Below are 13,585 nucleotides of genomic sequence, written 5' to 3'. Positions count from 1 at the left end.
TCGTATATCGTACGTCAAGGGCAGATGCCGCTCACCGGCACACAGTCGTCCGATCTGTCACAAACCTGCGGCCCCGCCCGTCAAGGTGGTGATCGCCCGCGAAAGGACGCACCCGTGCACGACGACCTGCTGGCCCGCAGCTTCGAGACCCACCGCGACCACCTCCGGGCCGTCGCCTACCGGATGCTGGGCTCGCTGACCGAGGCCGAGGACGCCGTCCAGGAGGCGTGGCTCAGGCTGAGCCGGAGTGACAGCGCCGCCGTGGAGAACCTCGGCGGCTGGCTGACCACCGTCGTCGGCCGCGTCTGCCTCGACCTGCTGCGTTCGCGCAAGGCCCGGCGCGAGGAGCCGTGGGACACCCTGGTGCCCGACCCGATCATCAGCCGCGACGACGCCGGACCCGAGCACGAAGCGGTGCTGGCGGACTCGGTCGGCCTCGCGCTGCTCGTCGTGCTCGACACGCTCACCCCGGCCGAGCGGCTGGCGTTCGTGCTGCGGGACATGTTCGCGATGCCGTTCGGGGAGATCGCGCCGATCGTCGGCCGGTCCGAGGCGGCGACCCGGCAGCTGGCCAGCCGGGCCCGGCGGCGGGTGCAGGGCGCGCCGGTCGCCCCGGACCCCGACCTGCACCGGCAGCGCGAAGTCGTCGACGCTTTCCTGGCGGCGGCGCGCGGCGGCGACTTCGACGCGCTGGTCTCGGTCCTCGACCCCGAGGTCGTGCTGCGCGCCGACCGCGGCCCGGCACTCGGCGGCTCGGACGAGGTCCGCGGCGCGGCGGCGGTGGCGAACCAGGCCCTGACGTTCTCCCGGCTCGGCGCGGGCGGCGGCGTGGTCCACCGCGCCCTGGTCAACGGCGCGGCGGGCGTGGTCGCGACGCGCGAGGGCCGTCCGTTCTCGGTGCTGGGCTTCACGGTGGCGGGCGGCCGGATCGTCGAGATCGACATCCTGGCGGACCCCGACCGCCTCAGCCGCCTGGACCTGGCCGTCCTCGACTGACCCGTCGTGAGTGGTAAGGAGGGTTCTAACCCTCCTTACCACTCACGACCGCGCCGTGTTCGTCGGTCGTCAGTGCGATCTCGCCCGTGTCGTCGAAGTGCCGGTAGCGGCGGCGGCCGTCCGCGTACTGCCACACCGCGTCCGCCACCACGATCACCAGCTCGCCGTCCTCGATCGCGTAGCGGTCGTCCGGGGTCAGGACTTCGTGGACCTGCGTGCCGTTGGTGACGAGCGTGCGGACCCGGCGGCCGGTGTGGTCGTAGCCGTACAGCGCGTTGACGCCGTCGCCCTGCACCCCGCGCAGGCGGCCGAACGCGTCGCGGATCTCGCTGCCCGGAACGGATTGCTCCGGGCCGGCGGGCGTGACGTCGTGCCGCAGGCCGCCCGGGCCGGTGACGACGTGGTCCGGGGTGAAGTGCTCGGTGACGCCGTTCGCGTAGTGCACCGCGGTCCGGTTGCCGTGCAGGTCGTACTGGACGGCGTCGACGAAGCCCGGCACGCTCACCAGCCTGCCGACCTCGTCGTACTGGTGGTGGACGGCCGGCCGCCCGTCGCCGGCGTCGGGGTAGACCACTTCGGACACCCGGCCGTCCGCGCGGCGCACGACGTCCAGCCGGTACTCGACGGCCACGTGCGCCGGCCGCCAGCGCTTCTCGGTCACCTGGCCGAGCGCGTCGTAGCCGAACAGCGTGACGCCGGCTTCGTCGGCGACGCGCACCAGCCGCCCGCAGCTGTGCGGGCCCGCTTCCAGCGGCACCGGCAGCGCGCCGTCGTGGTGGGTGAACGTCGTGACCGGGGTGCCGCCCGGGTCGTCGACCAGCACCGCGACCACCCGGTCGGCGGCGTCGTGCACGCGGTACACCTTGTGCCCGCCCGCGGTCCGCGTCTCGACCTCGTTGCCGGCGGCGTCCCGCACGTGCACGACGCCGTCCGCGCCGCGCAGCTCCCGCCCCAGCAGGTCGTGGACGCCCGCACCGCGCTCCTCGTGGCCGGGCCCGGTGAGCGGCCGGCCCAGCGCGTCGTAGCGGAACTCCTCCGCGGCGTCCGGTGCCGAGCCGTCGCGGAACCCCCGGCTGGTCCGGCACACCAGGCCCCGCGCGCAGTACTCGTGGCGCTCGTCGACGACGTCGCCGAGGAGTTCGGCGTGCCGCCGTTCCAGCAGCCGGCCGGCGCCGTCGCGCAGCTCGGCGCGCACCAGCACCTCCGCCTCGCCGGACACCGCGCGCTGCTCGGTGGTGACCCGGCCCGGCCCGTAGCGGTACCGGACGGTCGGCAGGTCCGCCGAGTCGCCCGGCCGCACGACCGTTTCGGGACGGCCCAGCGGGTCGTGGGTCATCGTGGTCACCGCGCCCGCCGGATCGGTCACCTCGCACACCCGGGCCGTGCGGACGTCGTGGCGCGTGACCGTCGTGTTGCCGAGCGGGTCCGTGGCCACCTCCGGGAAGCACTGGTCGGCCGAGTGGCGGACCTCCGAGGTGTGGCCGAGCGGATCGGTCGTGGTGGTGCGCAGGCCGGTGACGGTGGCGAACCGCCCGTGGAACGTCGTCGCCCACCAGCCCTCTTCGCCGGGACGGCGGTGGTAGCCGTGGCGCCGGAAGTCCGGCGGGACCCGGCCGTAGACCTCGGTGACCAGCGCGTCGGTGAGCACCAGGTCCTCCCGTGCGGTCAGGAAGCCGTGCGAACCGGCGAGGCCGTCGGGCTCTTCGTCGTACCGGAACAGCGTGTCGGACCGGACTTTGCCGCTCCCGTCGAGTTCGCGGACCCGGGCGGGCAGGGCGGCGAACCGGTGGTCGGGGTCGCTCGCGTACGTCGTGCGCGTGTCCCGCACGACCGGCGGGCGGCCGGGCCGCTCGGTCGTCTCCACCTCGCGCGTCGGGTTCCCGGTCGTGTCGAAGGCCGTCTCCGTGGTGGTGACCGAGACCGGCGAGGTCCGGCGTTCGAACTCGGTCGTCACCGATCGAGTCCACTGTGGACGCCGGTGGTGCTCCACCCGCCGGTACGGACGGCCCGCGGCGGGGGAGCCGTCGAGGCCGTAGGTCTCCTCCCTGGCCGGCAGCCCGTCGTCGCCGAACCAGCGCACGGTCCGCAGCGTCGGCGCGTACTCGTCGCCGAGCTCGTCCTGCACGACCCGGCCGAACACGGGGAACCGGCTGTCGTGGTACTCGAACTCGGTCACGCCCTCCTGGCCGGTGCCCGTTTCGCGCCGGGAGATCCGCCGGACCACCGGCACCGCGGCGACGGCCGCGTACTCGATGGCCGTGCGCAGCCCGATCCCGTTGTCGATCTCGCACAGCCGTCCGGTGCGGGGTGTGTCTTCGAACGCGTGGTACGGCACGGCGTCGACCACCGACACCCTGCCACCGGACCGCGCCCGCGCGGCCAGCTGGACCCGCCGCGACGGCGGCGGCTCGACGGTCGCGTAGGCCAGGCGCAGCACCGGCGCTGCGGTTTCGGCGCCCTGGGTGTCGAACCCGCTGAGCGCCACCGAGGTCAGCAGGGACGCGCCGGTGACGTCGTCGGCCTCGTAGCCGAGGGACCACCGCCGCACGAGCGGCCGCGTGCCGCCGGGCACCCGCAGGTCGATGCGCGCGCACCGCAGCGCCGTCGTGACGAGGGTGCCGCCGCGGCCCCAGCGCAGCACGTCCGGCCGCGGCTCGTAGGTGAACTCCACTTCGTAGGGGCCGTAGGAGACGCGGGTCAGGTACGCCTGGCCGCTGTGGTGCGCCCAGCCGAACGTGGCGGCCGTGCCGAACGGGTCCTCGGTCCGGTCGAGGTACCAGGCGGAGCCGTCGGCGGCGCCGAGGAAGTGCCGCAGCCCCGACCGGGTGGTCAGCACGAACCCGTCGCCCCGGCGGACGAGCCGGCCCGCCGTGCGGGACCGCGCCTGCTCGCCCGCGACCCCGACGTGGGGCAGCGGGACGGCGAACCCGCCGCCGAACGGGCCGTTCGGCGCGCCGGTCGTGTAGCGCAGGGCGAGCGACGGCGCGCTGCCGCCGGGCCCGGGCGGCAGGTCGAGTGGGACCGTGAAGCGGCCGCCGCCGGTCGCCGGGTCCGGCGTGAAGGCGGCGTCCTGCGTGCTCGACCGGAGCACAAGCATGTGATCTCCCCGCGTGGATTCGTGACGTCCGGAGGGCCAAGTGGGTGAGCCGGGGGCCCCAGATACGTGTTCACCCGTTTGCCGTCGGCGTTATGCATTCGTGATGTCGGGGTCGTATCCCAGAGGCGGCCCACGGGTCTTTCCCGGGTGCCGGTGGTGATCAATGGCGTGCAGGAGGGTGGACCCGATGGTCGTCAGGTTCGTGCGGGACGAAACCGCGGAAGCAGCGGCGGAGGACGCGAGCACGCTCAACGAGCTGCCCGCCCCGCCGAGGCAGTTGCTCGACCGGCACGGCGCCCGCGTGCTCGACCCGGCGACGGCCGTCGTCGCGGCCGGGCAGCCGGCCCCGCGCACGACCGTGTACCGGCCGGGCGTGTTCCTCGTGCCGCAGCGGTACCTGCGCGACCCGGAGACGCTGGCGGCGATCAACCGCGTCCTGGCCCGCATCGGCGTCTACGCCACCCCGGCCGGCCAGGGCGGGGACAGCAAGGACCTGGCCCGCGCCCGGCAGCTCGACGACCTGCCCGTCCGCGCCCTGCTGCAGGTGCGCGACGACACCGACCCGGTCGTCGTCGACTGCTGGCGGGCGCTGCAGCTGCTGCGGGCCGCGACCTCGGGCGAGCAGCCGGAACTGGACCCGGACATCGTCCGGGAGATGTCCGTCGAGCACCTGCTGTTCACGACGCCGGTGTTCGGCGGGGTGCCGTGGGAGACCAGCGGCCTCGGCGGCACGCCGTGGGAGACCAGCGGGTTCGGCGCGGGCAGCTCCTACGGGCGCACCCGCGGCGCCAACCGGATCCCGGTGACGCTGTCCGCGGCCCCGCCGTACCGCAGCGCGAAGCCCGCCCACCGGCGGCCGGTGATCGCGGTGCTCGACACCGGGATCGGCCCGCACCCGTGGTTCGGGCTGGCCGACCGCTCCGCCCCGCCGGCCGCCGGCTCGGGCCTCGCCGTCGCGCCGGACATCCAAAACGCGATCCTGCAGGGCGAGCTCGCGTCCGGCACGACCGTGCCGACCCAGCTGCTGCACGACTACTGGGACGCGCCCTCGACCGGCCAGCCGCTGATCGGCGACGTCGACACCGACACCGGGCACGGCCTGTTCATCGCCGGCATCATCCGGCAGGCCTGCCCGGAGGCCGACACCCTGGCCATCCGCGTGGTGCACAGCGACGGTGTCGCCTACGAAGCCGACGTGCTGTTCGCGCTGCACCTGCTCGCCGACCGCGTCCGGAACGCGCAGGCGGGCAACCGGCCGCAGGACCTGGTGGACATCGTCTCGATCTCGATGGGCTACTACGTCGAGGACCCGGCGGACGTCGCCTTCACCGGCCGGTTCGGTTCGGCGATCGCGGAGCTGCTCGGGCTCGGCGTGCTGGTCGTCGCCGCCGCGGGCAACGACGCCACCACGCGCCGGTTCTACCCGGCGGCCTTCGCCGACCAGCCGCTCGGCAGCGGCTGCGGCCCGCAGGTGATCAGCGTCGGCGCGCTCAACCCCGATGTCGCCGCCAGCAAGGCGTTGTTCTCCAACGAAGGCCCGTGGGTGCGCTGCTGGGCGACCGGCGCCGGCGTCGTCAGCACGTTCCCGACGGACGTCCGCGGCACCGCGGCCGCCGACCACGAGGTGCCCGGCTTCGGGCGCGCCTCCTTCGACCCGGACGACTACAGCGCCGGCTTCGCGGTCTGGGACGGGACGTCGTTCGCCGCGCCGCTGGCCGCCGCCGAGCTCGGCAAGGCCCTGCTGCACTCCGGTGACCTCGCCACGGCCGACCGCGAAACCGTCGTCAAGCGCGCCTGGACCGCGCTGGGCTCGTTGTGAACGTGGCCAAGACCGACCACGGCCGCGTCGCGGCCCTGTTCGGCGCCGCGCGGGAGGGCGACCGCGCGGCGCTGGACGAGCTGGTCTCCCTGCTCACGCCGCTGCTCTGGCAGGTCGCGCGTGACCAGGGGCTCGACGCCGACCAGGCGGGTGACGTCGTGCAGACGGCGTGGCTGCGGCTGCTCGGCTCGTTCGCGGAGATCCGCTCGCCGGTCGCGCTGACCGGCTGGCTGATCACCGTCACCAAACGGGAGGCCTGGCGCACGGGGGAACGGCGTCAGGTCGAACGGCCGCTGCCGGAGCTCCCGGAGCGGCTGACCGAAGTGGCACCGGCACCCGAGGAGGGGGTGCTGCGCGACGACCAGCGCGCGCGGTTGTGGCGCGCGGTGGACAACCTGCCCGAACGCTGCCGCAGCCTGCTGCGGATCGTGGCGTTCGTGCACCGGCCGGACTACGCCGAAGTGGGCGCCCGGCTGGGTATGCCGAGGGGGAGTATCGGCCCGACCAGGGGACGCTGTCTCGCGCGCCTGCGCGAGCAGCTACTCGCCAACGGCGAAGGAGATTGGCTGTGACCACCGTCGAACCACCAGGCGCCGACGAGCCCTTGGACGAGCTCGACTTCCGGCTGCTGGCCGGCGTGCGCGAGCTGTGGGAAGACGCCGACCCGATGCCCGCCACGCTGGTGGACCAGATCCGGTTCGCGATCCAGCTGGAGGACGTCGACCTGGAGGTGATGCGCATCCGCGAGCAGGAGGCGCTCGCGATCACGCGCAGCGCCGCCGAACAGGGACGGCTCATCACGTTCGACAGCGAAAGCCTGACGATCATGGTGAACGTGAGCCCGGAACCCGGCGGGACGATCCGCCTGGACGGCTGGCTGACCCCGCCCGCCGAGCACCCGATCGAGGTCCGCACCGCGACCGGCCCCCTGACGACGACGTCGGACGCGGAGGGCCGCTTCGCGGTGAGCGGCGTGCCGCACGGGATGGTCCAGGTCCTGGTGCGGACGCTCGGCCGGTCGAGGACGGTGAGCACACCCGCGATCGAGCTCTGACGCGCGGGTTCCCGGGCCCGGGCAAGGTCGCGAATGACTCATTCGCGACCTCGGACGTCCCGAATGAGTCATTCGCGACATCGCCGGCGGGGGAACTCGCGGGGGTTCGCGAGAGCTGCCTGGTACCTCTGACCCGGAGGTACGATCCGGGGCGTCCTTCCCCGGCCGAAAGGGCAGCACGTGGTCGCGTCCCCGAAGGTCGAAGACCGGGTCCGCGAGCTGCACCGGCGTGCGGTCGCGGCGACCAACGACGGCCAGCCGGTGGTCGGCGGCCGGCTGATCCGCTCCGCCGCGCGGCTGCTCGGCCTGCCCGCCGCGGAACCGCCGCCGGATTGGCCGTCCTGGCCGGACCTCGCGACGCGCGTCCTCGGCACGTACGCGGCCGTCGAAACCGCGCTGGGCAACAGCGCCCGCGGGCTCGCGCTGCTCGACGAGGCCGACGCGCTCGTGTCCGACGCCGGGCGCGGGATCCTGCGGCAGCAACGTGGTCTGGTGCTCATCCTGATCGGCCGGATGGACGCGGCCCTGACGTGCTTCGACGAGGCGATCCCGCTGCTGCGGCAGCACGGCGAGTTCGTCGTGCTCGCCCGGACGCTGCTCAACCGCGCGATGCTGCACCAGTACGCCGGGCGCGTCCGGCTCGCGCTCGCCGACCTCGACCAGTGCGAGCAGATCGGCGCCGGCCACCCCGAAGAAGAGGGCCTGGCCCGGATCTTCGCCAAGGCCGCGCACGGCCGCGGCCAGGCCCGCGTGCTCACCGGCGACATCCCGGGCGCCCTGCGCGACTTCGACGCGGCGAGCGGGTTCTACGCCGAGCAGAGCGTCGGGATGCTGCCGGTGCTGGCCGTCGACAAGGCGCGGGCGCTGCTGGCCGCCGGGCTGCCGCACGAAGCCGCCGCCGAACTGGACGCGGCGCTGGAGCAGTTCCCGCGGCTGCGGATGAACCAGGAACACGCCGAAGCCGAGCTGACGCGGGCGCTGGCCGCGCTGGCGAGCGGCGACCCGGCCGCCGCGCGCAGCTGGGCCGGCCGCGCGGAACGACGCTTTCGCCGTCGTGGCAACGAAACCTGGGCGGCGGTGGCGCAGCTGACCGTGCTGCGCGCGGACTTCGCGGCCGGGCGGCGGATTTCGCGCGTCTCGGCGGAGGCGACCGCGCTCGCGGACCGCCTCACCGGCCTCGGCCTGCGCAACGACGCCGAAATCGCGGCGCTGCTGGCCGCGCGGGCCCGGATCGCGCTCGGTGACCTGGACGGCGCCCGCGCCGGCATCGCCCCGCGCGACCGCCGGACCGCGCCGCTGGAGAACCGTCTGGTGCGGCGGCTCGCGCTGGCCGAACTCGGCGCCGCGAGCGGCCACCGGCGCGTCACGTTCGCGAACGCGCGGGCCGGGCTGACGCAGCTGCAGCGGCACCGAAGCCGGTTCGGCAGCGTCGACCTGCAGACCGGGACGACGTCGCTGGGTAAGGAACTCGCCGACGCGGGCCTCGCCGCCGCCCTCGCCCAGCGGTCGCCCGGTGTGGTGTTCCGCTGGCTCGACCGGTCGCGCGCCCAGGCGTTCCGGTTCCGGCCGGTGCGCCCGCCCGCGCACCCGGAGACCGTGGACGCCGTCGCCGAGCTGCGGTTCCTGTCGATGCAGATCCGCGCGGGCGAGCTGTCCGGGAAGCCGGACAGCCAGGCCGTGAAGCGGTGTGCCGCGCTGGAACGGGAGATCCGCGCCAAGGGCTGGCAGGCCGAAGGCGTGGACGCCGAGCATTCGGAGGCGAAGCTGCGCGAGGTCGGCGACGAGCTCGCGGCGACCGGCAGCGCGATGGTGTGCTTCCTCGCCGACCACGGCGCGCTGTGCGCGCAGGTGATCGCGAACCACCGGGTGGCGCTGGTCGAGCTCGGCCCGGCGTCGGCGGTCGCGGAACCGGTCGCGCGGCTGCACAGCGACCTCGACGCGTTGTGCGGGCGCCAGCTGCCGCCGCAGCTGGACCAGGTGATCCGCCGGTCGGTGCGGACGCAGGTGACGGCGCTGGACGCGATCCTGCTGGCGCCGCTGGCGTCCCGGCTCGGCGACCTCGACGTCGTCGTGGTGCCGACCGGCGCGCTTTCGGCGATCCCGTGGGGGCTGCTGCCGACGTTGCGTGGCCGCCCGGTGACGGTCACGCCGTCGTCGTCGGCCTGGCTCGACGCGGGCCGCCGGGCCGGCCGGGCGACCGGGGCGCCGCTGCTCGTCGCGGGCTCCGACCTGACCCACGCGGAGGCGGAGGTGGCCCGGCTGGCGTCGCTGTACCCGGACGCGGAGGTGCTGACCGGCCCGGACGCCACGGTCGCGGCCACGCTCAAGGCGTTCGACGGCTGCCGGCTGGCCCACTTCGCCGCGCACGGCCACCACGAGCAGGAGAACGTGCTGTTTTCGCGGCTCAACCTGGCCGACGGGCCGCTGATGGCCTACGACGTCCAGCAGCTGGCGACGGCGCCGGAGCAGGTGGTGCTGTCCTCGTGCGACGTCGGGCAGGCGGTGGTCCGCGCGGGCGACGAGGTCCTCGGCTTCACGGCGGCGCTGCTCTACGGCGGCAGCCGCACGGTGGTGTCGAGCGTGGCCCGGGTCGACGACCGCACCGCGGGCGGCGTGATGCTGGCGTTCCACAAGGCGCTGTCGGTGGGCACGCCGCCGGCGCGGGCACTGGCGGACGCGGCGCAGGCGGAACCGCTGATGCCGTTCGTGTGCTTCGGCCGCAGCTGACACTCTTTCCGACGTCCGGCGATCTTGCGGGTTGCTTTGCGGTGATCGATCGCATCCCGGCGCATCCCCGCGGGGCAGGTGGGCATCTTTCCCGGTGAGTCCAGTCGATCACGGAACAGGGAGGACGACCATGAAGCGAGCTGGAACCGCGCTGATCGCCGGGGGTCTGCTGGCCGGTGGGCTGGTCCTGGCGGGCGGGACGGCGAACGCCATGCCCAGCGATCACCCGTGCGGGGCTTCGGACGTGCGGGTGACCGTGGCGCCGGACCCGTCGAACGCCGCCGGGCACGAGGCTTACGTGCTCACCTACACGGCGGCTTCGCCGACCACGAACTGCAAGCTGGCGGGCGCGCCGACGGCGGTGTCCTTCCTGTCCGGCGGGCAGCGCCTGCCGGTGACCGCGACGCCGGACGGCAGCGAAGCGCTGCCGGTGAACCTGCGTGCGGGCCACCCCGCGGTGTCCCGGATCGTGCAGCGCGCGGCCGCCGCGCCTGCGACGCCGGACTTCGTCACGTTCGACCTGCCGACCGGCCCGTACGGCCAGCCGGTGAGCGTCGCGTGGCCCGCCGGGGCGCCGCTGAAGGGCGACACGGTCGTCGTCACGCCGGTCAGCAACTGAAATTTCAGAGGGGAACTCGCATGAAGCGCATCTTGATCGGGCTCGGCACGGTGGCGGGGGCGTTCGCGCTGGCGGCGTGCGGCACGTCCACGGCGGCGACGCCGGCTGCGGGTGGCGCCGCCGCCGCTCCGGCCGCCGCCGCTCCCGCCGGGGGTGGCGTGGCTCCGGCTTCGGCCGCCACCCCGCGGTGCACCACGGCCGACCTGGCGGTCTCGCTGGGCAAGCCCGCCGAGAAGGCCGGCGCACCCGGCCAGTTCGACGTGCCGCTGACCTACCGGAACACCTCGGACCACACGTGTGGCCTGCACGGTGTGCCGGGCGTCGACCTGGTGGGCCCGGACGATCCGGCGTTCGGCCCGGTGTACCACCTGCCGCGCGTCGACAACGGCGTGAAGTACAACGAGGTGACCCCCGGGACGACGGCGTCGGCGACGATCACGGTCCTGACCCCGGCGGAGGGCGGGGCGACCTGGACACCGGCAAAGCTGGTCACGATCCCACCGGGCCAGACCCGGCCGCTGACCGTCGAATGGCCCGCTGACCTGCCGGTTCTCCGCCAGGACGCGGCAACCCACCCGGGCTCGTACGTGAACGGCATCCTGGCCGATCCGGCCTAACCCATCACTCGATCGAGTGAAGCACGAAGCCGCGCGTCATTCCTGGCGCGAGGCCCCCTCTTCCTCGGTGCGGCGGTAACCGGCCGGCACGCCCCCCGACTGGCCGGTTACCGCTGCGAGCTCCACTACTCACGGTGGAGCGGCCCGGCCCGAAGATGTCCGCACCTTCGAAGATCCGGGCCGGTGCGCCCGCGCGTTAGCGTCGAAGGCTGTGACGGTCCAACAGTGGCACGCAGTGCGCGCAGCCCTGCCGGAGGTCGGCGGCCGGTTCGCGGACCTGCTCACCGGAATCCGGAATCCGGACGCGAGATCGCTCGGCGAGTGGTCGATCGCGGAAACGGCCGCGCACGTGGGCATGATCGCCCTGATGTACACCGGGATGATCCGCGGTGACGGCGGCCCGCTCCCGCTGCCGGGCCTGGCGGCGCCGATCGACTCGGTCAGCGTGGACGCGATCGCCGAGATGAACGCCCTGGCGCTGCGGCTGTACCCGGAACGCGATCCGCTCCGCCTGGCCGAGCGGCTGCGCACGGACATCGCCCAGCTCCTGCTCGTCAGCGCGGACCTCGACCCGGAGAAGCCGGTGTGGTGGCTGGGCGGATCCCGGGTCCCGGTGGCGGGCGTCCTGGCCCACCTGGTGAACGAGCTGCTGATCCACGGCCTCGACATCGCCCGCGCGGCCGGGCGGCCGTGGCGGATCCCGGCGCGGCTGGAGGCGCTGTTCCTCGAGCTGTTCCTGTTCGGCATGGTGCGCAACGACATGGGCCGCCTGCTGGACGACGCCAAGCCGGCCGCCCGCCGCATCGCGGTGGAGTTCCGGTCGTCGTACACGGCACCGGCCGTGCTGGCGCTGCAGCACGGCCGGCTGCGGCTGGAGGCGCCGGACGGAACGGCCGACTTGCGCTTGAAGTTCGATCCGGCGGTGCTGGTCCCGATGATGTTCGGCCGGATCTCCCGGCTGCGTGCGGCGTTGCTCGGCGGGGTGTGGGTCAGCGGGCCGCGGCCGTGGCTGCTGCCCGAGTTCCTGCGGACCGTCCGGATGCCCTAGTTCACCACGCGGAACGTCAGGTGGGTCGCGTTCGGCGTCTCGTGCACGGCCGTGCGCTCCAGCTTCACGTGCGCGCCCACCTCCGCGTCGAACAGCCGGACGCCGGCGCCGAACAGCAACGGCACCACGTGCAGGCGCAGCTCGTCGACCAGGCCGGCCAGCAAGTACTGCCGCAGCGTCGTGCCGCCGCCCATCAGGACCACGTTCTCGTCGCCCGCCGCGGCTTTCGCCTGCCGCAGCGCGCCGGCCACGCCGTCGGTGACGAACGTGAACGTCGTCGGGCCCTTCACCACCGGTTCGTGCGGCCGGTTCGTCACCACGAACACCGGCTTCTTGAACGTCCCGTCGTCGCCCCACGGGTCGACGCCCATGTCGAACATCGACCGGCCGACCACGAATGCGCCCGTGCCCTCGAACAGTTGCGCCGCGAACCCGGCCTCGGTGTCCGTGCCTTCGAACATCCACTCGTGCAGCAGGTCGCCGTCCTTGCCGAGGCGGTGCTCGGTGCTGGTGTCCGGCCCGGCCACGATTCCGTCGGCCGACATGCTGATCTCCGCGATGACTCTCCCCATGGGCCGCCACCCTGCCACCGGATCAGGCGGATGACCAGCCGTCGCCCCACTCGGCGTCCCGGGCGGCGCGGTACCGCGGGCCCTGCTTCTTCGAAACTGCCATCCCCGGCTTCAGCCCTTCCGAAGCCGTGCACAAGTCGAGCGCCACCCACCCCTTGTGCTTCTTCGGGTGCCGGATGATCCGCGCGTCCGGCCGCTCCGGCGGGACGCGCGCCGCGACGACGTACGCGAACTTCTCGTCCTCGAACCCGAGCGTGCCCGCCTTCAGCCTCCGGTGCAGGCCCGACCGGGGGAGCCGGGCGGCGAAGTGGCACCAGTCCTCACCCGGCACGATCGGGCACGCCGCGTCGTGCGGGCAGGGCGCGATCACGTGCAGGCCGAGGTCGATCAGCCCGGCCCGCGCGGCCCGGATCCGCTCGTAGCCCGCCGGGGTGCCCGGCTCGATCAGCGCGACCGCGCCGGCCTTCGCCGCCAGCCAGCGCACGACGTCGGCGCGGCCCGCCTCCGGCAGCTCGCCGAGCACGTACGACAGCGTGACGAGGTCGGCCTCCGGGGCCGGCGTGGCCGGGTCGGCGAACCCGCGCCGCCACTCCGCGTTCCGGACCGCCGGCAGCCCGGCCCCGGCGGCGAGCCGCTTGCCGAGGCCGATCGCGCCGGCGACCTGCTCCAGCACCGTGCACTTCGCCAGCGACGGCCACACCTGCGCGGCCGCCCACACCGCCGCACCGGTGCCCCCGCCGACGTCGATCTGCGTACGCGGCTCGAAGCCCGGAGCGCGCGAAGCGGCTTCGGCGAGCACAGCGTGTACGGCGGCGTAGGTCGCCGGCATCCGGTAGCCCGCGTACGCGGCGACGTCGGCTTCGGAGCTCAGGATCGGCGAAGTCGCGGCGTCGCCTTGGCGGTAACGCGCGCTGAGCCGGTCGACGGACTGCGTCAGCCGGGCCACCGGGTGCCGGCCCAGCTCGTCGTCGAGGGCGGCGGAAAGATCGTCGGGGAGAACGGCCACGGGTGTCGATTCTCCCCTGTCCGGATTGTC

At 74.2% G+C, this 13,585-nt stretch carries 11 protein-coding genes; 8 read left to right on the top strand and 3 right to left on the bottom strand.

Annotated features, from left to right (window positions below; translation table 11 throughout):
- The first annotated feature begins 114 nt into the window (after positions 1-114).
- Positions 115-996, top strand: a complete 882-nt coding sequence (locus tag OO60_RS16565) for a sigma-70 family RNA polymerase sigma factor (RefSeq protein WP_003060708.1) — start codon at positions 115-117, stop codon at positions 994-996.
- A gap of 25 nt (positions 997-1,021) precedes the next feature.
- Here the strand turns inward: OO60_RS16565 and OO60_RS16560 are convergent, their stop codons facing one another.
- Positions 1,022-4,093 (bottom strand): SpvB/TcaC N-terminal domain-containing protein, encoded by a 3,072-nt coding sequence (locus OO60_RS16560; RefSeq protein WP_033261613.1) that lies wholly within the window; start codon positions 4,091-4,093, stop codon positions 1,022-1,024.
- Positions 4,094-4,280: 187 nt separating this feature from the next.
- Here OO60_RS16560 and OO60_RS16555 point away from each other — a divergent pair, with 187 nt between their 5' ends.
- The 7 genes from OO60_RS16555 (at position 4,281) to OO60_RS16525 (ending at position 11,977) form a co-directional block, all read left to right on the top strand.
- The gene (locus tag OO60_RS16555) at positions 4,281-5,912 is read left to right on the top strand and encodes a S8 family serine peptidase (protein WP_033261612.1); all 1,632 of its coding nucleotides are present in this window, start codon (positions 4,281-4,283) and stop codon (positions 5,910-5,912) included.
- The gene (locus OO60_RS16550) at positions 5,909-6,484 is read left to right on the top strand and encodes an RNA polymerase sigma factor (protein ID WP_033261611.1); all 576 of its coding nucleotides are present in this window, start codon (positions 5,909-5,911) and stop codon (positions 6,482-6,484) included. The genes OO60_RS16555 and OO60_RS16550 overlap by 4 nt, the downstream gene beginning before the upstream one ends.
- Positions 6,481-6,966: a hypothetical protein gene (locus OO60_RS16545; RefSeq protein ID WP_033261610.1), complete on the top strand. Its 486-nt coding sequence runs from the start codon at positions 6,481-6,483 to the stop codon at positions 6,964-6,966. Before OO60_RS16550 ends, OO60_RS16545 begins: the two co-directional genes overlap by 4 nt.
- A gap of 180 nt (positions 6,967-7,146) precedes the next feature.
- The gene (locus OO60_RS16540) at positions 7,147-9,693 is read left to right on the top strand and encodes a CHAT domain-containing protein (RefSeq protein WP_033261609.1); all 2,547 of its coding nucleotides are present in this window, start codon (positions 7,147-7,149) and stop codon (positions 9,691-9,693) included.
- 130 nt (positions 9,694-9,823) lie between these two features.
- On the top strand, positions 9,824-10,312 hold the full coding sequence (locus OO60_RS16535) for a DUF4232 domain-containing protein (protein WP_004559968.1): 489 nt from the start codon (positions 9,824-9,826) through the stop codon (positions 10,310-10,312).
- Between the two features lie 20 nt (positions 10,313-10,332).
- Positions 10,333-10,929 carry a DUF4232 domain-containing protein gene (locus OO60_RS16530; RefSeq protein ID WP_033261608.1) on the top strand — a complete coding sequence of 199 codons (597 nt, stop codon included), beginning with the start codon at positions 10,333-10,335 and terminating at the stop codon, positions 10,927-10,929.
- Positions 10,930-11,164: 235 nt separating this feature from the next.
- Positions 11,165-11,977, top strand: coding sequence for a maleylpyruvate isomerase N-terminal domain-containing protein (locus OO60_RS16525; RefSeq protein WP_244885526.1), 813 nt, complete (start codon positions 11,165-11,167; stop codon positions 11,975-11,977).
- Here the strand turns inward: OO60_RS16525 and OO60_RS16520 are convergent.
- Together OO60_RS16520 and OO60_RS16515 are read right to left on the bottom strand one after the other, a co-directional pair.
- Positions 11,974-12,549 carry a dihydrofolate reductase family protein gene (locus OO60_RS16520; protein WP_033261606.1) on the bottom strand — a complete coding sequence of 192 codons (576 nt, stop codon included), beginning with the start codon at positions 12,547-12,549 and terminating at the stop codon, positions 11,974-11,976. The genes OO60_RS16525 and OO60_RS16520 overlap by 4 nt on opposite strands.
- A 22-nt stretch (positions 12,550-12,571) precedes the next feature.
- The gene (locus OO60_RS16515) at positions 12,572-13,555 is read right to left on the bottom strand and encodes a small ribosomal subunit Rsm22 family protein (protein ID WP_033261605.1); all 984 of its coding nucleotides are present in this window, start codon (positions 13,553-13,555) and stop codon (positions 12,572-12,574) included.
- Positions 13,556-13,585: the final 30 nt, after the last annotated feature.

Origin of the sequence: Amycolatopsis vancoresmycina (assembly GCF_000716785.1) — a bacterium.
GTDB lineage: Bacteria > Actinomycetota > Actinomycetes > Mycobacteriales > Pseudonocardiaceae > Amycolatopsis > Amycolatopsis vancoresmycina.
This window is presented reverse-complemented; position numbering and strand designations above follow the sequence as displayed.

Excerpts from the sequence above, each read along its gene's own strand:
- OO60_RS16560 (WP_033261613.1), bottom strand. The coding sequence starts at position 4,093 with ATGCTTGTGCTCCGGTCGAGCACGCAGGACGCCGCCTTCACGCCGGAC.
- OO60_RS16555 (WP_033261612.1), top strand. The coding sequence starts at position 4,281 with ATGGTCGTCAGGTTCGTGCGGGACGAAACCGCGGAAGCAGCGGCGGAG.
- OO60_RS16535 (WP_004559968.1), top strand. The coding sequence starts at position 9,824 with ATGAAGCGAGCTGGAACCGCGCTGATCGCCGGGGGTCTGCTGGCCGGT.
- OO60_RS16530 (WP_033261608.1), top strand. The coding sequence starts at position 10,333 with ATGAAGCGCATCTTGATCGGGCTCGGCACGGTGGCGGGGGCGTTCGCG.
- OO60_RS16520 (WP_033261606.1), bottom strand. The coding sequence starts at position 12,549 with ATGGGGAGAGTCATCGCGGAGATCAGCATGTCGGCCGACGGAATCGTG.